Source organism: Neotabrizicola sp. VNH66 (assembly GCF_049445895.1).
GTDB lineage: Bacteria > Pseudomonadota > Alphaproteobacteria > Rhodobacterales > Rhodobacteraceae > Pseudogemmobacter.
This window is the reverse complement of the sequence record NZ_JBMSDW010000012.1, coordinates 66,392-85,055: the sequence shown is the minus strand read 5'-3', so window position 1 is coordinate 85,055 and position 18,664 is coordinate 66,392. Positions and strand designations below refer to the sequence as shown.

At 65.5% G+C, this 18,664-nt stretch carries 18 protein-coding genes; 5 read left to right on the top strand and 13 right to left on the bottom strand.

The features are described 5' to 3' along the window. Positions 1-69: 69 nt before the first annotated feature. The 4 genes from argH to ACO2Q5_RS16490 are packed head-to-tail and all read right to left on the bottom strand — an operon-like array spanning position 70 to position 4,883. Positions 70-1,557: an argininosuccinate lyase gene (gene argH / locus ACO2Q5_RS16505; protein WP_423293041.1), complete on the bottom strand. Its 1,488-nt coding sequence runs from the start codon at positions 1,555-1,557 to the stop codon at positions 70-72. 17 nt (positions 1,558-1,574) lie between these two features. Beyond that, positions 1,575-2,039: a GNAT family N-acetyltransferase gene (locus tag ACO2Q5_RS16500; protein WP_423293039.1), complete on the bottom strand. Its 465-nt coding sequence runs from the start codon at positions 2,037-2,039 to the stop codon at positions 1,575-1,577. Beyond that, a complete protein-coding gene (locus tag ACO2Q5_RS16495) occupies positions 2,036-3,547 on the bottom strand; it encodes an aldehyde dehydrogenase (protein WP_423293037.1) in 1,512 nt (503 codons plus the stop codon). The genes ACO2Q5_RS16500 and ACO2Q5_RS16495 overlap by 4 nt, the downstream gene beginning before the upstream one ends. 25 nt (positions 3,548-3,572) lie before the next feature. After that, positions 3,573-4,883, bottom strand: a complete 1,311-nt coding sequence (locus ACO2Q5_RS16490) for an NAD(P)/FAD-dependent oxidoreductase (RefSeq protein WP_423293035.1) — start codon at positions 4,881-4,883, stop codon at positions 3,573-3,575. A 136-nt stretch (positions 4,884-5,019) separates the two neighbouring features. On the opposite strand from ACO2Q5_RS16490, the gene ACO2Q5_RS16485 reads away from it, so the two are divergent. From ACO2Q5_RS16485 to ACO2Q5_RS16465, 5 genes are all read left to right on the top strand, one after another. Next, entirely contained in the window at positions 5,020-6,225 is a 1,206-nt protein-coding gene (locus tag ACO2Q5_RS16485) for a GNAT family N-acetyltransferase (protein WP_423293033.1), read from the top strand. Next, complete coding sequence (locus tag ACO2Q5_RS16480) at positions 6,222-7,541, top strand: MFS transporter (RefSeq protein WP_423293031.1); 1,320 nt, start codon at positions 6,222-6,224, stop codon at positions 7,539-7,541. Before ACO2Q5_RS16485 ends, ACO2Q5_RS16480 begins: the two co-directional genes overlap by 4 nt. Positions 7,542-7,560: 19 nt before the next feature. Continuing rightward, on the top strand, positions 7,561-8,079 hold the full coding sequence (locus ACO2Q5_RS16475; RefSeq protein ID WP_423293029.1) for a MerR family transcriptional regulator: 519 nt from the start codon (positions 7,561-7,563) through the stop codon (positions 8,077-8,079). Beyond that, on the top strand, positions 8,076-9,122 hold the full coding sequence (locus tag ACO2Q5_RS16470; RefSeq protein ID WP_423293027.1) for an LLM class flavin-dependent oxidoreductase: 1,047 nt from the start codon (positions 8,076-8,078) through the stop codon (positions 9,120-9,122). Before ACO2Q5_RS16475 ends, ACO2Q5_RS16470 begins: the two co-directional genes overlap by 4 nt. A gap of 564 nt (positions 9,123-9,686) precedes the next feature. Continuing rightward, positions 9,687-10,835, top strand: coding sequence for a mandelate racemase family protein (locus tag ACO2Q5_RS16465; RefSeq protein ID WP_423293025.1), 1,149 nt, complete (start codon positions 9,687-9,689; stop codon positions 10,833-10,835). On the opposite strand, the gene ACO2Q5_RS16460 is transcribed toward ACO2Q5_RS16465, so the two are convergent. The 9 genes from ACO2Q5_RS16460 to ACO2Q5_RS16420 all read right to left on the bottom strand — a co-directional run bounded on the left by ACO2Q5_RS16460 (position 10,810) and on the right by ACO2Q5_RS16420 (position 18,657). Beyond that, the gene (locus ACO2Q5_RS16460) at positions 10,810-11,517 is read right to left on the bottom strand and encodes an ABC transporter ATP-binding protein (RefSeq protein ID WP_423293023.1); all 708 of its coding nucleotides are present in this window, start codon (positions 11,515-11,517) and stop codon (positions 10,810-10,812) included. The genes ACO2Q5_RS16465 and ACO2Q5_RS16460 overlap by 26 nt on opposite strands. After that, the gene (locus tag ACO2Q5_RS16455; protein WP_423293022.1) at positions 11,514-12,353 is read right to left on the bottom strand and encodes an ABC transporter ATP-binding protein; all 840 of its coding nucleotides are present in this window, start codon (positions 12,351-12,353) and stop codon (positions 11,514-11,516) included. Before ACO2Q5_RS16455 ends, ACO2Q5_RS16460 begins: the two co-directional genes overlap by 4 nt. A gap of 5 nt (positions 12,354-12,358) precedes the next feature. Then, positions 12,359-13,240, bottom strand: coding sequence for an ABC transporter permease (locus ACO2Q5_RS16450; RefSeq protein WP_423293020.1), 882 nt, complete (start codon positions 13,238-13,240; stop codon positions 12,359-12,361). Continuing rightward, a complete protein-coding gene (locus ACO2Q5_RS16445; RefSeq protein WP_423293018.1) occupies positions 13,237-14,259 on the bottom strand; it encodes an ABC transporter permease in 1,023 nt (340 codons plus the stop codon). The genes ACO2Q5_RS16450 and ACO2Q5_RS16445 overlap by 4 nt, the downstream gene beginning before the upstream one ends. Positions 14,260-14,368: 109 nt before the next feature. Continuing rightward, a complete protein-coding gene (locus ACO2Q5_RS16440) occupies positions 14,369-14,683 on the bottom strand; it encodes a cupin domain-containing protein (RefSeq protein ID WP_423293017.1) in 315 nt (104 codons plus the stop codon). A gap of 67 nt (positions 14,684-14,750) precedes the next feature. After that, entirely contained in the window at positions 14,751-15,488 is a 738-nt protein-coding gene (locus ACO2Q5_RS16435; RefSeq protein WP_423293015.1) for a FadR/GntR family transcriptional regulator, read from the bottom strand. 83 nt (positions 15,489-15,571) lie between these two features. Next, a complete protein-coding gene (locus ACO2Q5_RS16430; RefSeq protein ID WP_423293013.1) occupies positions 15,572-16,552 on the bottom strand; it encodes a dienelactone hydrolase family protein in 981 nt (326 codons plus the stop codon). A gap of 102 nt (positions 16,553-16,654) precedes the next feature. Beyond that, on the bottom strand, positions 16,655-17,524 hold the full coding sequence (locus tag ACO2Q5_RS16425) for an amidohydrolase family protein (protein ID WP_423293011.1): 870 nt from the start codon (positions 17,522-17,524) through the stop codon (positions 16,655-16,657). Continuing rightward, positions 17,521-18,657 carry a mandelate racemase/muconate lactonizing enzyme family protein gene (locus tag ACO2Q5_RS16420; protein WP_423293009.1) on the bottom strand — a complete coding sequence of 379 codons (1,137 nt, stop codon included), beginning with the start codon at positions 18,655-18,657 and terminating at the stop codon, positions 17,521-17,523. Before ACO2Q5_RS16420 ends, ACO2Q5_RS16425 begins: the two co-directional genes overlap by 4 nt. Between the last annotated feature and the right edge of the window lie 7 nt (positions 18,658-18,664).

The following is an 18,664-nucleotide window of genomic DNA, read 5'->3' as shown; positions in this document are numbered from 1 at the left end:
ACCAGCTGTCGCATCGGCCCTGTGGCGGACGGGCAGCCATCGCCACCCGTCCGGTTGTCTTCTGGCGCGCTAGGCGGCAATTGCCGCAACCTGCTGCTGCAATTCGCGGTCGGCCGCCGCCAGCGCCTTCAGGGCATCGTTCAGCCAGATCCGGTCGCGTTTCAGCGCCTTGCGGGCGTCCTCGATCGCCTCCCGCACCGATTCCGGGGCGGGCATCCCCTTGCCCTTGCGCCGCCGCACATTCTGCACCGGGTCCAGCGCATCGGCGATATCGGCCTCGGTCACCGCGATCTCATGGCCGATCTGGGCCACCGCCGCCTCTTGCACCAAGGCCAGACCGATCCGGTCCGCCTTGATGCCCCGGTCGATGGCGGTGATCACCACACGGGCCACAATCTCATGCGCCTCGCGGTAGTCGATGCCGATCTGGCGCACCAGCATGTCGGTCAGATCGGTCATGGTCGCGTAATTCTCGGCAGCATAGCGCAACATCTGCGCCTTGTTTGCATGCAGTGTCCGCACCACGCCGGTCATCGCATGGGTGGCGGCGATCATCGCATCAATGGACCGCGGCTCCAGCTCCACCCGCGCCGCGCTGTATTGATACTCGATGCCATTCAGCGAGGTCAGGATACCGACCAGCGGCCCCATCGCGGCAAAGGCGGCCTTGCGGCTGCGTTCCAGCGAATCCGGGTTCTTCTTCTGCGGCATGATGCTGCTGGTGCCGGCGAAGGAGGAATCCAGTTCCGCCATCTGGTATTCATCCGTGCTCCACAGCTGGATTTCCGAGGCCAGACGGCTGAGCCCGGCAAGGAAAATCGCGTTGTCGAAGGCAAATTCGGCCACATGATCCCAGCCGGCCACACCTTCGATGCTGTTGACGACCAGCCCGTCAAAGCCAAGCAGCCGCGCCGTCAGATCGCGGTCCAGCGGCCAGCCGGTGCCCGCCGTTGCCGCAGCCCCCAGCGGGCATTGGTTGATGCGGGGATAAAGCTCACGGTAACGGTCCAGATTCTTGGACAGGTTTTCCGAAATCGCCATCAGATAGTGGCCCAGCGTGATCGGCTGCGCCTCCTTGCGTTGGGTATAGACGACCATCACCGTCTCCAGATGATCGGCGGCCTTGTTCACCACGGCCTCGTGCAGATCGGTCACGGCGCCGATGGTGCGCAGCAGCTGGTCCCGCAGGAACATCCGTTTGCCGGCATTGGCCAGATCGTTGCGGCTGCGACCGATATGCATCTTGCCCGCGACATTGCCGATCTCGCGCTTCAGCGCGGCCTCGTAGGGCAGATAGGTGCGCAAGGATGCATCGGCGGCGGCCAGATCATCGGCCCGCTCCAGCCCCTTCAGGATGGCCGATGCCTCTTCCGCCGTCAGAATGTCCTGTTTTGCCAGCATCACCACATGGGCGCGGTGGATCTGGCTGTCATAGGGAAAGACGGCCGAGGTCAGCGTCTGCGCGGCGGCATCGAAGTCGTAGAGTTCCTGAAACTCGGCCGCCTTGGCGCCGCTGGCGCGGCCGATCCGCGTGGCATCGGTGACGGGCTTGTTCATCGCTTTTCCTTTCATTCTCAACGGGTCGAAGGAGCGCCGGGCGAGCGGCGCTCGACAAAATGGGCATAGGGGCCAAAGCCCATTCGGGCCCAGAAGGCCTGTCCGCCCGGATTGCTGTGCAGCACCTCCAGAAGGATGCGGGTGTCGGCCGGGAAATGGTCCATCAGCGCCTCAAAGGCCCGGCGACCCAGCCCCCCGCCACGGGCGTCGCGGCAGATGTAGAACTGGCGCAGATACACCCGGCGGCCCGAGGGTTCGGTGATGTCCGCCTCTTCGCGCCAGGTGGCGAAACCGGCGGTGGCACCCTGCGACAGGAAGAGGTCGATATGCCAGCCGCCTTCGCGCAGGAAGCCGCGGGCCCGCTCTTCCAGTTCGGTCACCGTCATCGGGTTGCGGTGACCTTCATCGTTGATCAGGTCGCGGTTCATGCGGGCGATGTCGGGCAGATCAGCCTCGGTCGCGGGGCGCAGGGTGATCGTCATGCACCTTCTCCCTGCAGCGCGATCCAGGTGGTCTTGAGGTCGCAGTATTTCTCGAACGCATGCAGCGACAGATCGCGCCCGTTGCCCGATTGCTTGACCCCGCCAAAGGGGGTGCGCAGGTCCACATTGTCGACCGCATTGACGCTGACGCTGCCCACCTGCATGGCGCGCGACAGCCGCACGGCACGGTCGAGGTCCGAGGTCCAGACCGAGGCCCCCAGCCCGTAGATCGAGGCATTGGCGGCAGCGACCACCTCGGCCTCGGTCGCGAAGGACATCACCGAAAGCACGGGGCCGAAGATTTCCTCGGTGGCGATCACGGCCTTCGGGTCGACATTGCCAAAGATCGTCGGGGCGATGAAAGAGCCGCCGGTCTCTGCCAAGACCCGTGTGCCGCCCGTCAGCAGATCCGCCTCGGCCCTGCCCTTGTCGACATAGCCCATGACCCGCGCGGTCTGCTCTTCGCTGATCATCGCACCCATGCCGGACGACAGGTCCAACGGATTGCCGGGGCGATAGGCCTGCGACGCCTCCAGCAGCAGCGCAGTGAATTCGTCGGCCACATCGCGGTGCACGAACAGGCGCGAGGTGGCCGAGCAGACCTCGCCCTGATTGAAAAAGATACCGGCGGCAGCGGCCTTTGCGGCGGCGGCCAGATCCTTGGTATCGGGAAAGACGACGAAGGCGCTTTTGCCGCCGCATTCCAGCCAGACGCGCTTCATGTTCGACTGACCGGCATAGATCATGAACTTCTTGCCGATCTCGGTCGATCCGGTGAAACCCACGCAGTCGATGCCGGGGTGCAGGCCGATGGGGCCGCCCGCCTCGGGGCCGAAACCGGGCAGCACGTTGAACACGCCGTCAGGAATGCCCGCCTCTGCCGCCAGTTCGGCAAGGCGCAGGGCGGTCAGCGGGCTTTGCTCTGCGGGTTTCAGGATCACGCTGTTGCCCGCCGCCAGCGCGGGGGCGCATTTCCAGGCGGCCATCTTCAGCGGAAAGTTCCACGGCACGACCGCGCCCACCACGCCCACCGGCTCCCGCGTGATGGTGGCCAAAGCGCGTGAGCCCACCGGCACCACCTCATCCAGCAGCTTGTCGCAGGCCTCACCGAAGAAACGGAAGACGGCGGCAGAGCCGGGAATGTCCAGCGTCAGCGCATCGCGCAAAAGCTTTCCGGTATCCAGCGATTCCAGCAGCGCAAGCTCCTCGGTCGCGCCTTCGATCAGATCGGCCAGCCGGATCAGCACTTTGCGCCGTTCGCTCGGGTCGCAACGCGACCAGGACCCTGCCGCAAAGGACCGGCGCGCGGCCTTTACCGCCCTGTCGACATCCTCTGCCCCGCAGGCGGCGACCTTGGCGATCACCTGTCCGGTGGCGGGGTTGATGCAGTCAAAGCTCTGCCCGTCTGCCGCGGCAACCGGGCGGCCGTCTATGAAGGCCTTGCCAGAGGGCTGCAGGGCTGCGGCCCGTGCTGTCCAGGCGCTGGTGTCGGTGCTGTGGTCTTTCATCTGCGGCCTCCTGTTACTTGTCCGGTCAGACGCCGGCACGTTTGCGATCCAGCCAGTCCCCAAGGGCGAAGGCACCGGCGGCGAAGGGAACATACCAGGAGGTCCCGGCAAGATTCGGCATCCGCCCGAAATCTATCCGCTCAAAGACAGTGGGGGCGGTGCGGTGGCCCAGCAGGCGCTCGACCGCCAGACGGCCCAGCCATGGCATGATGACAACGCCGCTGCCGTTGCAGCCCACGGCGAACCAGATGCCGTCATACTGCCCGATATGCTGCACATGCCGGCGGGTCATGGCGATGGTGCCGGTCCAGGCATGGCTGATCCGCACATCCCGCAGGGACGGGAATACAGTGCCCAGAAAGCCATGCAGCTTGACCGCCGCGGCCCGGGGCTGCGATGGGGCGATGCCGGGCCGCGCCCCGAAGAGGATGCGCCCGCCATCGGTCGAGGGGCGGAAGAACCAGAGGCTGCGCTTGGTGTCGGAATACATGCGCAGGCCCGGCATCAGCGCCTTGACCCGGTCCCTGCCCATATCCTCGGTCGCGATCATGAAAGAGCCGACCGCCGCGATCCGGCGGCGCACCGGGGGCAATGCGGCATCGGTATAGCCATTGGTGGCGAACAACACCTGACGGGCGAGGATCGTCCCCGCGGTGCTGACCACCCGGAAACCTGCCGCCTCGCGGCGCACCGAGACCACCCGGGCATGCGAACGCAGAACGCCACCGCGCCGGGCGACATCCGCCGCCAGCGATGCCGCGAAAAGCGACGGGTGAAGTCCGCCGAAATCCTCGACCAGCAGGCCCCCGTGATAATGGGGCGTCGCGATCTCGGCCGACAGTTCGGTGCGCCCGATCACCCGGGCCCGCATGCCGCCACGTTCGCGCAGGATGCGGGCATGACCCTCGAACCGGGCAAGATCGGCGGGAACGGCGGCCAGGAACAGCCGTCCGCTGGCCTGATAGCCCGCATCAATCCCGGCCTCCGCCGCCGTCCGGCGGATGTGATCCAGCGCCATTGTGTGCTGATCGACCAGTTCGGCCACCACATTCGTCGGCAACCCTTGGGCGGCGCCGCTGATCAGCAGCTTTTGCGCACTGGAGGCCATGGCGCCGCTGCGAGAGCTGGCGCCGCCACCGATGGCACCGGCATCCAGAACCACCGGAACCGCCCCCAGATCCAGCGCCCGGCGGGCCGCGCTCAACCCGCAGAGGCCAGCCCCCACGATCAGCAGGTCGGCCCGCGCCGGCAGTTCGCCACCCGCCGAGGCCGGGCGCGCAACATCCCACCACTGCGGCTCGATACGGAAGTCGTCTGTGAAGATGTGTGATCGCATGAGTGGAGAATCTCGGTCTGTCACGCCGGTGGCGCTTTGGTGAACTGTTGTCGTTCTTCATTAAACTGTCAACAATTTAATATTTGCATTCTCCAATGACTGAATGCTAGGCTGCCTCAGCACGCAAGGAAGCATCATGACGTCCAGTACGGCCAACATCACCAGTCGCAGACCGCTTGCCGAAATCGTTGTCGAGGAGATGACCAACATCATCCTGAACGGAGAGCTCCGCCCCGGCGAAAAGCTGAACGAGGTGGAGATCGCTGAGCGCCTGAATGTCAGCCGCGGCCCCGTGCGCGAGGCGACACGCCAGCTGCAGGAGGCGGGGCTTCTGGAATCCTTCGCCTATCGCGGCTCTTTCGTGCGCAAGCTGAACCAGCGGGAAGTGGCGGAAATCTATGCGCTGCGCGAGGTTCTGGAATGCACGGCCGTGGGCGAAGCGGTGCGGCTGGCCACGCCCGAAGACCTGCGCGCCATGGATCAGGCGCTGCGCGATACAGAGATGGCCGCGCTGTCCAATGCCCGCGGCCGCATGATCGAGGCCGATGTCGCCTTTCACCTGGCGCTGTGCCGGGCCGGGCACAACCTGCGGATCGCGGAAACCTTCAACAAGCTGGCGACCGAGCTTCGGCTGGTCCATCTGATGATGAACCCCAATCCCGAAGAATTGCGCGCCGCCGCCCAGGATCACGGCGCCATCTTCAGCGCCCTGCGAGAGCGCAACACCGACCGGGTGATGGACACGTTGCGCGGCCACATATCGACAGAGCGGGATGAGGTTCTGCAATATCTGGGACCGCACGGCGACAGCTCAGGCATGCAGGCGCAGATCCGCACCGGCGAAGGGGCGCCCCCGTCGCGATTCACCGGCAAGGTCAGCCTGCGTGGCCATCAGCCCGGAGACTTCCCCCTGCTGGCCCGGATGAACCGCGAGCTGGCCGATGACGAAGGCCACCGCAACCCGATGAGCGTGGCCGAGATGGAAGAGCGCTTTCACCGCTTTGTCGGGCAGGAGGGCTGGAGCGTCGATCTGTTCCTTCTGGGGGACGAGATCGTCGGCTATGCCACCTATCGGCGTGAGGCCGACCCCACCAATCCGGGGGGCGAGCGCGTGTTCCTCCGCCAGTTCTACATTGCCCGGCACTACCGCCGGGACGGCATGGGACAGGCCGCTTTCGAGGCACTTGCCGCCAGCCGCTTCCGCCCCGCTGACCGCGTGGTGCTGGAGGTGATCGAGAACAACCCCGGCGGACGGGTTTTCTGGCTGCGCACGGGCTTTGCCCCCTACAGCTCGCTGCTGGAATATACCGTTCCCGGTGGACACGAAGACGCCCAGCCATGAGTGGCATCTTCACCGAGCGCGCCTTCCGCATCCTCTTCGGTGCCCAGACGCTTGGGCTTCTGGGCAACGGGGTCACGATCGTCGGCCTGTCCTATTTCGCCTATTCCGTGGCCGGCGACCGCGCCGGGGCGGTGATCGGGCTGTTCTACATCACCAAGATGCTGGCCTTCATAACCATTGCGCCTCTGTCTTCAGGCATCAGGATCGACCGCAAGTCGGCCCTGATCGGGCTGTGCCTGTTCCGGGCCGCGGTTGTGCTGCTGCTGCCCCTGTCTGACAGCGTATGGCAGGCGGTGCTGGTCGTGCTGCTGATCCATTCGGCCACCGCGGCCTTCGTGCCGCTGATGCAGACGGTGCTGAGCCAGATATTCCCCGACGAGGCGCGCTTTACCCGCGCCGTCGGCATGACCCGGCTGTCCTATTCGATGGAGCAGGTGGCCAGCCCGATCATCGTCGGCGCCCTGCTGTTCATGGTGGCGCCGCCGAACCTGTTCTTCGTGACGGCGGTCGGGTTCGTGCTGGCCGCACTGGTGCTGACCCGGATCCGCCTGCCGCAGGTCCCCGCGACCGCACAGCAGCGGGCGGGCCTGCGCGGTGCGCTGCGGGGCATCCGCATCTACAGCCGCACACCCCGCCTGCGCGCATTGGTGGCCGCGGATCTGGCCGTGGCCTGTGCCGCCGCCACCGTGTTTCTGAACACGGTCGTGATTGTGCAGGGAAGGTTCGGCCTGCCGGAACATTTCACCGCCATCGCCTATGGCGCGTTTGGCTGCGGGGCTGCCGCGTCTTCGCTGCTGACCCCCCGCCTCCTGGACCGTATCAGCGACCGCAGCGCCATTCTGGCGGCAGGCACCAGCATGGCCGTGCTGACAATCCTGCAATATCTGTTGCCGGGCTTTGCTGCACTGTTGCCCGTATGGTTCCTGATGGGCGCCGGATACAGTCTGGCACTGATCCCCGCGGCCCGGGTGGTGCGCCGCTCCTCCGCACCGGAGGCGCTGCACCATCTGTTCGCGGCGCAGGTGATGCAGACCCATTGCTGCTGGCTGGTGGCCTATCTTGTGGTGGGCTTCAGCAGCGCGGCTTTCGGAGCCGATGCCTCGGCGCCCGCACTAGGCCTGTTCAGCCTGCTCTGTCTGGCCGCAACTGCCGCGCTCTGGCCCGCCCGCGACCCCGAGGAACTGGCCCACAGCCATGACGATCTGCCCGCCGATCATCCCCATCTGCGCGAGGGGATCGTGATCGGCGGCACGCGCCACAGCCACCGTTTCGTCATCGACGATCTGCACCGCCGCTGGCCCGCCCCGCATCCGTGATCCAAGCCGGAGATCCTGCATGAACATTCCAATTGGCGAACTGTCCCGCCGGTCGCGGATCAAGATTCCGACCATCCGGTATTACGAATCCATCGGCCTGATCCCCCGGGCACCGCGCAGCGAAGGAAACCGCCGGTTCTACGATCTGGCGGCCGTCGAGCGGCTGAGCTTCATTCGCCATGCCCGCGAACTGGGGTTCGATATCGAGGCGATCCGCGACCTGCTAACCCTGTCCGAGGCGCCGCAATCCTCCTGCGCCGAGGCAGATGGCATCGTGTTGAGGCATCTGGCCAATGTGGAACAGCGCATCGCACAGCTGGAGCTTCTGCGCGCCGAGCTGGCCCGGATGGTGCACGAATGCGCCCATGACCGCATGGCCACCTGCCGGGCCATCTCGATTCTGGCCAACCATGATGAATGCCTGGCCGACAGCCACCCGGCGCCGGTCGCCCATGGTCATGAACTGATGTCGGCCGGCGCCGCGCCCCAGCGGTCCGCCCGATCCGGCCCCGCCCGCCTGCAAGGAGGCCCCCGGTGAAGATCGGCAATATGCTTTTCCCCGAAAGCGCCTCGCCGGACGGCGACGCCGCGCGCATTCATGAGACGCTGGCCGAAGCGCAGCTTTCCGAACGGCTCGGCGTCGACATGCTCTGGCTGGCCGAGCATCATTTCGACGGCAACTGCGCCTATGTCGACCCGATCACCTTTGCATCCAACCTGCTGGGACGGACCTCGCGGATCGGTGTCGGTTTCGCGGTCCTCCAGACCTCGCTTTACCACCCGGTGCGGCTGGCCGAACAGCTGGCCCTTTTGGACATCCTGGCGCAGGGGCGGCTGACCATCGGCATCGGCAGGGGGTCCAACGGGAATATCTATGAGTATCAGGGATATGATATTGATCCCAATGAGGCCGAGGCCCGCCATCAGGAAATTCTGGCCATTCTGGAACAGGCCTGGACCAGCGAAGGCGCCCTGCGGTTCGACGGCAATTTCTGGAAGGTTAACGCGCCCGCCTTCCGTCCCCGCCCGGCCAGCCACGGAAAGCCCGCCTTCATCAAGCCTGCCGCGACCGAGGCCACGCTGACCACTCTGGCACTGCGCGGAGAGCCGCTGCTGCTGGGGCCGCAATCCTTTGACGAGACGGCACACCGGGTTGCCCGCTACCGTGCGCTTCTGGCCGAGACGGGCTACGGCGAAGACGCGATCCGCGACCGGCTGTCGCGCTGCTGGGTCTGGCGCAATGTCTATGTCGCACAGACCGAGGCCGAGGCCCGGCGCATTGGCGGCGAAGCAATGCGTCAGATGGTGGAGAACCGTGCCGCGATGCGCCGACAGACCTATGCCGCGCAGGGTCTGCCACCGCATGCAAAGGACATCGCGCCGGCGGGTGCTGTTCCGGGCACCTCAAAGGGGCTGCTATGCGGCGAGGTCGGCCAGATCGCCGCGGAATTCGTGAAACTGCGCGATCTGGGTCTGGGTGGGGTCATCACCGGCTTCCGCTCCGGTCCGCTGGCCTGGGAAGCGGCCGCCGGCAGCCTTACCCTTTTCATGCAGGATGTCGCGCCGCTTGTGCGCCAATGAGCCCGAAAGGGACCCTCGCGCAAACCCTTCTGGATGACGCCGGCCGCTTGACCTGCGGTTAAGGATGTGACGGCGCGCAACGCCATCCATGCCACGGCGGGCGTGTAAGGTCCTGCCCGGGCGGCGAAATCACCATCGACGCCGGGACCCCCAGACCGCCGCGACATCTCCGGCAGGCCGCGCCTGCCCGGCCCAAGCCGTTTGCCGATGCGGCATGGCATCGGGGCGCTGCAGGCCGGGCATAAGCGCCTCATCAACCACATCCTCCGCGGCCTGCGGGCCGACTGCCGCAGGCAGATCAGCCGCCCCCACACCTCCGATCATGACCCGTAACCGCTTCAACCGCGGGGGACAGCGTGATCCTTGGGCCTGTACCCTCACCATCTCCGGCAAGGACATGCGCGTTGTTCCGGTTTGGACTGTCGAAGCCTTCCCCGCCCTGATTTTCCGGACGGCGGCGTCTTGCTTCTGCAACTTGTATGACAGATATTGACATCCAGACATACATGAAACTAGAAGAGTCGGACACGCGATGATTCCGCGGCACGATCACAGGGGGCAGACATGATCATCACCGATGTCGAGGTCAGGGTTTTCAACACCACGACCCGCCGGCACTCGGACAGTGCGGGTCATGCCCATCCTGGTCCGGCACACAAGGTTCAGCAGGCGATGCTGACCATTCGCACCGAAGATGGCCACGAAGGCCATTCCTTTACCGCGCCCGAGATCGTTCGCCCGCATATCATCGAGAAATTCGTCAGGAAGGTTCTGATCGGGCAGGATCACCGCGACCGCGAAAGGCTGTGGCAGGATCTGGCGCATTGGCAGCGCGGATCGGCGGCACAGCTGACTGACAGGTCGCTGGCGGTTGTCGACTGCGCCCTGTGGGATCTGGCGGGCCGCGCGCTGAACCAGCCGGTCTACAAGCTGATCGGCGGTTACCGCGACAAGGTTCTGGCCTATGGCAGCATCATGTGCGGCGACGAGATGGAGGGCGGGCTGGCCACGCCGGAAGATTACGGCCGCTTCGCCGAAACGCTGAAGAAACGCGGCTACAAGGGCATCAAGCTGCACACCTGGATGCCGCCCGTCAGCTGGGCGCCCGATGTGAAGATGGACCTGAAGGCCTGTGCCGCCGTGCGCGAGGCGGTGGGACCCGATTTCAGCCTGATGATCGACGCTTTCCACTGGTATTCGCGCAGCGATGCGCTGGCGCTTGGCAAGGGTCTGGAAAAGCTGGGCTTTGACTGGATCGAAGAGGCGATGGATGAGCAGTCCATGTCCTCCTACAAATGGCTGGCGGACAATCTGGACATTCCGGTGATCGGGCCCGAAAGCGCCGCGGGCAAGCATTGGCACCGGGCCGAATGGATCAAGCAGGGTGCCTGCGACATCCTGCGCACCGGCGTGAACGATGTGGGCGGCATCACCCCGGCGCTGAAGACCATGCATCTGGCCGAGGCTTTCGGCATGGAGTGTGAGGTCCATGGCAACACGGCGATGAACCTGCATGTGGTGGCCGCAACCAAGAACTGCCGCTGGTACGAACGCGGGCTGCTGCACCCGTTCCTGGAATATGACGACGGGCATGACTACCTGAAATCCTTGTCCGACCCGATGGATGCCGAAGGCTATGTCCATGTGCCCAACAGGCCCGGTCTGGGCGAAGACATCGACTTCGACTTCATCGAGAACAACCGGGTCGGGTAAGACGCTGATGAAGCAGATCCTCGCCTTCGGTGACAGCCTGACCTGGGGGGCGGATCCCGCCACCGGGCTGCGCCATCCGCCGGAATTCCAGTGGCCGATGGTGCTGGAGCGGGAGTTGGCAGGGCTGGCGCGCGTCACGGGCGACGGGATCGGCGGGCGCACCACCTGCCGCGATGACCATGGCGGGCCGTCCTGCCGCAATGGCGCGAAATCCCTGTTCAAGGATCAGCGCGCGGGCAATCGCCACCCGCTGACGCTGCCCACCCGAAAGCTGATGCGGGAACCGTTCCAGAAAATCCACCGGCAGGCCGACATCGACCATGGCCTGACGCATACGTTCCTCGCGCCGGTCAAGGCCGTGGATGCGTAGCGGTTCGGACAGGACGGTGCGCACCGACTGGCGCGGATGCAGGCTGCCATAGGGGTCCTGGAACACCATCTGCAACATGCGGCAGCGTTCCTTGACCGGCACCTTGCGCACGTCCCGCCCGCCGATGGTAACCCGGCCGGTCCAGAAATCATTCAGCATCGAGATGCAGCGGAGGACGGTCGACTTGCCCGAGCCGCTTTCGCCGACAAGGCCGAAGCATTCGCCCGGCCGCACATCCAGCGTGACCGAGGGCAGGATCTTCGCCGCGCCGAAGCTGATCGAAAGGTCGCGGATTTCGACGGCGGCGGTCATGCCAGCGGCTCCTCTTTCCATTCCGGTTTGCGGTCCAGCACCGCCAGCGGCTGGCGCGACCCGCCGATACGCGGCTGCGCGGCCAGCAGACCTTGGGTATAGGGATGCCGGGCGCGGTCGAACTCACCCGATTTCAGCAGCTCGACCACCCGGCCCGCATACATGATCAGCACCCGGTCACAGAAATTGCGCACAAGGTTCAGGTCGTGGGAAATCATGATCAGCCCGATGCCACGATCCCGCACCAGCCCGTCCAGAATGTTCAGCACCTGAAGCCGAACGGTCACGTCCAGCGCGCTGGTCGGCTCATCCGCGATCACCAGATCGGGGTCGGCCAGCAGCATCATGGCGATCATCACCCGCTGGCCCATACCGCCCGAAATCTCATGCGGATACAGGTCATGCACCCGTTCCGGATCGCGGATCTTCACCGCCGCCAGCATCTCCAGCACCTTGGCCTTCGCCTCGGCCCGGGTGCAGCGGAAATGGCGCAGATAGGTCTCGGCCACCTGATGGCCAACGCGCTGAATGGGGTTCAGGCTGAATTTCGGGTCCTGCAGGATCATCGACATGCGACGCCCGCGGACCTTCAGCATGGCCCGTTCGGACAGGGACAGCAGGTCCAGCTCCTCGAACCGCAGCTGATCGGCCCGGATCACCGCACCGGGCAACAGGCGCAGCAGCGCCCGGCCCACGGTGGATTTGCCCGATCCGCTTTCGCCCACGATGCCAAGGCGTTCGCGGCCCAGCTGGAAGGTCACCCCGCGCACGGCATCTGCTGCGGCCCCGGGATAGCGGATCGACAGGTTTTTCACGTCAAGGATGGGCTTTTCCATCACGCTCACCGCTGGTTCATCTGCTTGGGGTCCAGCGCATCGCGCAGCCCGTCGCCCAGAAGGTTGAAGGCAAGGCTGACCGACAGGATGCAGAGTCCCGGGAAGGTGACCAGCCACCAGCTGTCGATCATGTAGCGCCGCCCGGTGGCGATCATCGCACCCCATTCCGGCAGCGGCGGCTGTGCGCCAAGGCCCAGAAAGCCAAGCCCCGCCGCGGTCAGGATCACCGTCGCCATGTTCAGCGTCAGCCGGATCATCACCGAGGGCAGGCACATCGGCATGATGGATTTCACGATGATCCGCATGGAGGATGCCCCCTGAAGCCGGGCCGCCGCGATGTAATCCGCCTTGCGGAAGGTCAGCGTCTCGGCCCGTGCCAGCCGGGCAATGGGCGGCCAGGCGGTCAGGCCAATGGCGATGATTGCATTGTTCAGGCTGGGACCAAGCGCCGCCACAAAGGCCAGGGACAGGATCAGCGAGGGGAAGGACAGGAAGATGTCGGTGATCCGCATCATCACCGTGTCGAACCGCCCGCCGATATATCCGGCGGTGGTGCCGACCATCAGCCCGATCGGCCCCACGACGATGGAGACCAGAAAGATGATCCGCAGCGTGATGCGCGATCCCCAGACCAGCCGGGAAAAGATGTCACGGCCCAACTCATCCGTGCCGAACAGATGGCCGTTGCCGGGCGGCTGCAGCACATTACTCAGGTTCTGGACATAGGGGTCATGCGTGGCGATCCACGGCGCGAAAAGCGCGGTCAGGATCAGGACACCCAGCACGATCAGCCCGAAGGCCGAGGTGGGTGTCCGCCACAGAAAGCGGATGATGTTCCGCATGGCCAGAAGCGATGCCGGAAGGCGGAAGTCAGGGGTGCTGGTCATTTCGTCCTCGGGTCAAAGAGGCGATACAGGATGTCGGACAGCAGGTTCAGCGCGATGAAGATGACGCCCACGATCAGGACACAGGTCATCACCGCATTCATGTCGCCGGTGATCAGGTTGTTGGTCAGGTATTGGCCAAAGCCGGGCCAGGCAAAGACCGTCTCGATCAGGACTGCCCCTTCCAGCAACCCGCCATAGGCCAGGGCGATGATCGTCACCAGCTGCACGCGGATATTGCCGAAGGCATGGCGCCAGATGGTCTGGCCGCGCGACAGGCCCTTCACCCGGGCCGTCACCATGTATTCCTGCCCCAGCTGGTCCAGCATGAAGCTGCGGGTCATGCGGGTGATATAGGCCGAGGAAGAATAGCCCAAGAGGCTGGCCGGCAGGATCAGATGGTTCACCGCCGACCAGAACACATCCCATTCGCCCGCCATCGCGGAATCAAGGAGCAGGAACCCGGTGCGTTCATCGACCAGACCGATGTAGAATTGTTCCATCCGGCCCGAACCGCCGACCCAGCCCAACTTGGCGTAAAACACCAGAAGCGCGATCATCCCGGTCCAGAAGATCGGCATCGAATGCCCGAACAGGCTGAAGACGCGGACCAGATGGTCGGGCCAGCGGTCCTTGTTCACCGCAGCCGTCACCCCCATCGGAATGCCCAGACCCGCCCCGATCAGGATGGCAAAGGTGGCAAGCTCGATCGTGGCCGGCATCACATGCAGGATATCGTTGATGACGGGCTGGCCGGTGCGGATGGATGTGCCGAAGTTGCCCGTCAGCACATCGCCCAGATAGCGCAGGAACTGTTCCCAGACCGGGCGGTCCAGCCCGAGCTGCCGGAAGACCATCTGATAGGTTTCCTGCGAGGCGTCCTCGCCAATGATGGCGCGGACCGGATCGGCCGGCATCATCCGGCCGATGACAAAGGTCAGCAGCAAAAGACCGAACAAGGTGATCGCAATCGTCGCGACCTGCCCGGCCGCCCGTTTCAGGCGCAGACTGGATACGGCCATGTTCCCCCCTCTGGCGTCAGTTCACCGCAGGGCGAATCTGACAGAAGCATCAACCTGTAAGACAAGTTGTCTGATATCTGTCACGCAAGAATACGCAAGTCAAGCCGGATCAGAGGAAGTCGTCGCGCCGGGGCGAGAAGACGTCGATCAATTCCCCCTCTTCCAGACAGGTGCAGCCATGCGTGACGCCGGACGGGATCACCAAGCTGTCGCCGGGCCGAAGCAGAAAGGTCTCTCCTGCACGGTGAAATTCGAAAACCCCCTTGGCAACATAGGTCGATTGCACATGCGGGTGATTGTGCGGCTTGCCTTCTGCGCCGCTTTCAAAGCGGAAGGACACCACCATCTGCGCGGGGGATTCCGCCAGAACCTGACGGCGGATGCCGGTGTCGGGGCTGTGCACGGGAAAGACGGGAAGGGTCATCGGAAGCACCTTTTGCGATTGCGCCCTGACCTTATAGCTTTCGCGATGCTGTCAGACAAGAATCAGCTCAGCCGTTGCGCGGGGTAAAGCGCAGCAGCTCCTGATAACGATCAAGGCTGCCGCGCAGATGCGCGCGCATCCGGTCCCGGGCGGCCGCCCCGTCCCCCTCGATGATCGCATCCAGAATCCGCCGGTGCTCCTCCTGCAGATGCAGGTTGTAGTCCTTGGGCCGCGCCCCCGGCTCCGCCCCCTGCAACTCGCCCCGGGGAATGATGCCCGAGCGGATCAGCAGCAGGAATTCCGGAAACCGCCGGTTCTGGGTCGCCTCGGCCACGGCAAGGTGAAAGGCGAAGTCGGCATCCCGCGTCGGTTCGCCCCGCCGCAGGCAGCCGACGATTGCCTCATGCGCGTCATGGATCGCCTCCAGCTGGCTGGGAGAACGGCGCACCGCTGCCAGCGCTGCCGCCTCGATCTCGCAGGCGGTGCGCAGTTCCAGAAGCTCGATGACCGATGAAATCCGCGCGGTCGTCAGATCGTCGAAGGCCCGGCCCGGACGCTCGGCCGGGTCAAGGACGAAAACGCCTGCCCCCTTGCGCGCCTCGACCAGACCATCGGATCGCAGGGCGGCGATGGCCTCACGCACGACGGTGCGGCTGACGGAATGGATGCGGGTCAGTTCCGCCTCGCTGGGCAGCTTGTCGCCGGGACGATACTCTCCCGCATCCAACGCGCGGCGCAGCGTGGCGCTGACCCGCGTGGCCAGCGAATCCTCCTTGGGCGGAACAGGCTTGGCTTGGACTGGCATGAGGGCGAACCGATCTGTCTGACATGTATCCATCCGTGCTAGCGCGAATGCCGCAGGGCAGGCAAGCCCCGTCTGCGTGGCCATCAAAGCCGACGATCCAGCCAGTCGAAGGCCAGCGCCTGCCGGTCCGGTCCGAAATGGTGCCCTCCGGGCAGTCGGTGCAGCGCCAGTCTTTTGGCGGCACCCTGCGCCGACCAGACCGCGGCAAGCCGGTCGAAGGCCGGGTCCACCGCCGCAGGCGGAAACAAGGGATCGGCCAACCCGGTCAGGAACAGCGCCGGTTTTGGCGCCGCCAACGCAGCGATGTCGGGCAGATCAAGATCGCGGTAAAGCATCGGATGCGTCATCCAGAAGGCCGACTGGCCACGGATCTGGTTGTTCCCCTCGACCAGCAGGCCCGGCAGGCTGGCCATCCAGCAGGCCGCCACACAGGCGCCGACATGCGGCGACAGGGCCGCCACCTGCCATGCCCGGAAGGCGCCCATCGAAAAGCCGACCGCGGCAATACGGCCAGGATCCACCTCGGCGCAGGTGGCCAGGAATTCGGCGGCGCGCAGATCTTCCCAGGCCATCAGCCCTGCCGCCGACAGGCCAAGGTTCAGCAGGTTCGCGGCCAGCGCCTGCTGGTCGGCATAGCCATTGCCCGGTCGCCCGCCCCAGCCCAAGGCATCGACCGACAACACGGCATAGCCGCGGCGCAGCAGGTCCTGGGCCATCGGGCGGCCGCCAAAGAACCTGCCCCACCAAAGCTCTGCGGCCTCGGGCACCGGGCCGGGCGGGGCAAGGCACTTTTCCTTGCCGATGCGAAACTCGGACCCGTGATCATGCAGCGCCAGAACGGCCGGAAACGGCCCCTGCCCTTTCGGCACAGCAAAAAGCGCGGGCGCGGACAGGCCTTCGGCCAGATGCAGCCGCAGCAGGCGGATAACATGATCGCCGCGGTCCTCCTCAGCCTCGACCATCGGCGCAAAAGGCACCGGGGGCAGGTCGGGCAGGATCAGCGCGCGGGTATGGGCCAGCGCGCGGTCACGCCAGCCGTCAGGATCACCGCCCTGCCACCCCATCGGGAACCCCCGCCGCGCCGCATGAGCAACCAGCGCGGGGACAAGATTGCCGGCGGTGATGCAGCCCCTGTCCTGACGCGGATCATCGCCCTGCATTGCAGATCACACCGACGGCAGAGGCGGCAGCCGGTACAAATCGACCGGGTTGCGCACCAGAACCGCCTCACGCGTGCCCTCGGGCAGCCAGCCCAACGACAGCGCCGCAAGCGCCGCGTCGTCCGGATAATCCGCCGTGGTCCGCGCCCCATTGTGGGGCCAGTTGGTGCCCCAGACGATGCGGTCCGGCGCGTGGGCGGCGATCCGGCGCGATGGCCCCGCAACATCTGCATAGGGCCAAGGCTGCGCGCTGCTTTCATAGGCCCCGGCAAATTTGAACCAGCAATTGCCCCGGTCGATCAGCCGCAGCACCGCATCTGTTTCAGGCCCATCCGCCGCCACGCCGCCAAAGAACTTGCCATGGTGATCAAAGACCCAGCGGGACCGCAGCCATTGCAGCCGCGGCAGATGATCCAGAATGTGCGAGCCGTCGAATTGCACGGCGATCATCCAGCCCATGTCATGGGCGATGGCATCCACCACCTCCAACTGGGTCAGATCCACTGCACCGCCGGGCAGATCCATGATCCGCGCGCCGACGATCCGGCGGTCGGCCAGCGCGGCAAGCTGGGCCTTTGTTGTATCCTTCGTCACCACCGCCACGCCCCAGGCGCAATCGCCCAAGGCCTCCAGACTGGCCAGAAGATTGGTGTTGTCGTGCTGATGCGCATTACCCTGCGTCACGATCACCCGGTCCAGCCCCAGCCAGTGCATCACCTGGGCATAGGCCCCAGCATCGGGAAGCGGATCTTCCGGCAGGCCGGGCCCGCCCGGAAGCGCCGGAAACCCCGGCAGGTAAAGATGCATCTGCGTGTCGGTCGCCCCGCGCGGAAAGGCCGGCACAGGCGGCGCTCCGGTCAGTTTGCGGGTGATCATGCGTCTTTCATCCGGTATTCGCGCAGGGCATCGCGGTCGACCTCAATCCCCAGGCCGGGGCCGTCGGGAATGGCCACGACACCCGCCTCCGCCTCGATCGGTCGGCGCAGGATGGCCTGACGGAAGGGGTTGTGGGTGCGGTCGAATTCCATGATCGGCTCAACCGGGTTCACGCGCACCGGATCGGGCACCATTGCCGCCATGAACTGCAACGCCGCGGCGATCTGCACGCCGGTGCCCCAGACATGCGGCACCACGCGCACGCCGTGCAGACTGGCCAAGGTCGCGATCTTCTGCGCCTCGGAGAAGCCGCCGCAGCCACAAAGATCGGGTTGCAGGATGTCGACCGCCCGCGCCTCGATGGCGGGCCACATGCCCCAGCGGGAATGCCAGGTCTCTCCTCCCGCCACGGGGATCGGCTGGCCCGCCCGAACGGCGGCATAGGCCGAAATCTGCTCGGGCACGACCGGCTCTTCAAACCAGTCGATGTCCAGATCGGCGGCGGCGCGGCCCACGCGGATCGCCTCGGCCAGGGTATAGCCGTGGTTCGCGTCGATCATCAGCCGCATGTCGGGGCCGATGGCCTCGCGCACGGCGCGGATCACCCGCAGGTCTTCCTCGACACCAAAGCCAATCTTGATCTTGCAGGCATGAAAACCCTCGGCCCGGCGCTGTGCCATCTCATCGGCATTGTCCTGCACCCGGTCCACGCCGTCCCGCTTGAAACTGCCGGTGGCATAGGCGCGGACCTTCTCGCGCCAGCGCCCGCCCAGCAGGACCGAGACGGGCTGGCCCAGCACCTTGCCCTTGATGTCCCACAAGGCGATGTCGATGCCGGACAGCGCCGTCACGGCAAGCCCGCGCTGCCCCTGATCGCGCAGCGCATTATACAGAACCGCCCACAGCCTTTCGGTCGCCAGCGGGTCCTGCCCGATCAGCCATGGCGCATAGCTGGCCACCACCGCCGCATTGGCCCGCGCCGGGCCAAGGCATTCGCCCCAGCCCGTGGTGCCGTCATCGCATTCGACCTCGACCAGCACATGGCTGCGCCGGTCAAAGCGCATCGAGGCGCTTTCAAACGGCACATCCAGCCGGTGTTCCAGCAGATGCGTGCGGACGGCGGTGATCTTCATTGCTGCC

Excerpts from the sequence above, each read along its gene's own strand:
- argH (WP_423293041.1), bottom strand. The coding sequence starts at position 1,557 with ATGAACAAGCCCGTCACCGATGCCACGCGGATCGGCCGCGCCAGCGGC.
- ACO2Q5_RS16500 (WP_423293039.1), bottom strand. The coding sequence starts at position 2,039 with ATGACGATCACCCTGCGCCCCGCGACCGAGGCTGATCTGCCCGACATC.
- ACO2Q5_RS16495 (WP_423293037.1), bottom strand. The coding sequence starts at position 3,547 with ATGAAAGACCACAGCACCGACACCAGCGCCTGGACAGCACGGGCCGCA.
- ACO2Q5_RS16490 (WP_423293035.1), bottom strand. The coding sequence starts at position 4,883 with ATGCGATCACACATCTTCACAGACGACTTCCGTATCGAGCCGCAGTGG.
- ACO2Q5_RS16485 (WP_423293033.1), top strand. The coding sequence starts at position 5,020 with ATGACGTCCAGTACGGCCAACATCACCAGTCGCAGACCGCTTGCCGAA.
- ACO2Q5_RS16480 (WP_423293031.1), top strand. The coding sequence starts at position 6,222 with ATGAGTGGCATCTTCACCGAGCGCGCCTTCCGCATCCTCTTCGGTGCC.
- ACO2Q5_RS16475 (WP_423293029.1), top strand. The coding sequence starts at position 7,561 with ATGAACATTCCAATTGGCGAACTGTCCCGCCGGTCGCGGATCAAGATT.
- ACO2Q5_RS16465 (WP_423293025.1), top strand. The coding sequence starts at position 9,687 with ATGATCATCACCGATGTCGAGGTCAGGGTTTTCAACACCACGACCCGC.
- ACO2Q5_RS16460 (WP_423293023.1), bottom strand. The coding sequence starts at position 11,517 with ATGACCGCCGCCGTCGAAATCCGCGACCTTTCGATCAGCTTCGGCGCG.
- ACO2Q5_RS16455 (WP_423293022.1), bottom strand. The coding sequence starts at position 12,353 with ATGGAAAAGCCCATCCTTGACGTGAAAAACCTGTCGATCCGCTATCCC.
- ACO2Q5_RS16450 (WP_423293020.1), bottom strand. The coding sequence starts at position 13,240 with ATGACCAGCACCCCTGACTTCCGCCTTCCGGCATCGCTTCTGGCCATG.
- ACO2Q5_RS16445 (WP_423293018.1), bottom strand. The coding sequence starts at position 14,259 with ATGGCCGTATCCAGTCTGCGCCTGAAACGGGCGGCCGGGCAGGTCGCG.
- ACO2Q5_RS16440 (WP_423293017.1), bottom strand. The coding sequence starts at position 14,683 with ATGACCCTTCCCGTCTTTCCCGTGCACAGCCCCGACACCGGCATCCGC.
- ACO2Q5_RS16435 (WP_423293015.1), bottom strand. The coding sequence starts at position 15,488 with ATGCCAGTCCAAGCCAAGCCTGTTCCGCCCAAGGAGGATTCGCTGGCC.
- ACO2Q5_RS16430 (WP_423293013.1), bottom strand. The coding sequence starts at position 16,552 with ATGGGGTGGCAGGGCGGTGATCCTGACGGCTGGCGTGACCGCGCGCTG.
- ACO2Q5_RS16425 (WP_423293011.1), bottom strand. The coding sequence starts at position 17,524 with ATGATCACCCGCAAACTGACCGGAGCGCCGCCTGTGCCGGCCTTTCCG.
- ACO2Q5_RS16420 (WP_423293009.1), bottom strand. The coding sequence starts at position 18,657 with ATGAAGATCACCGCCGTCCGCACGCATCTGCTGGAACACCGGCTGGAT.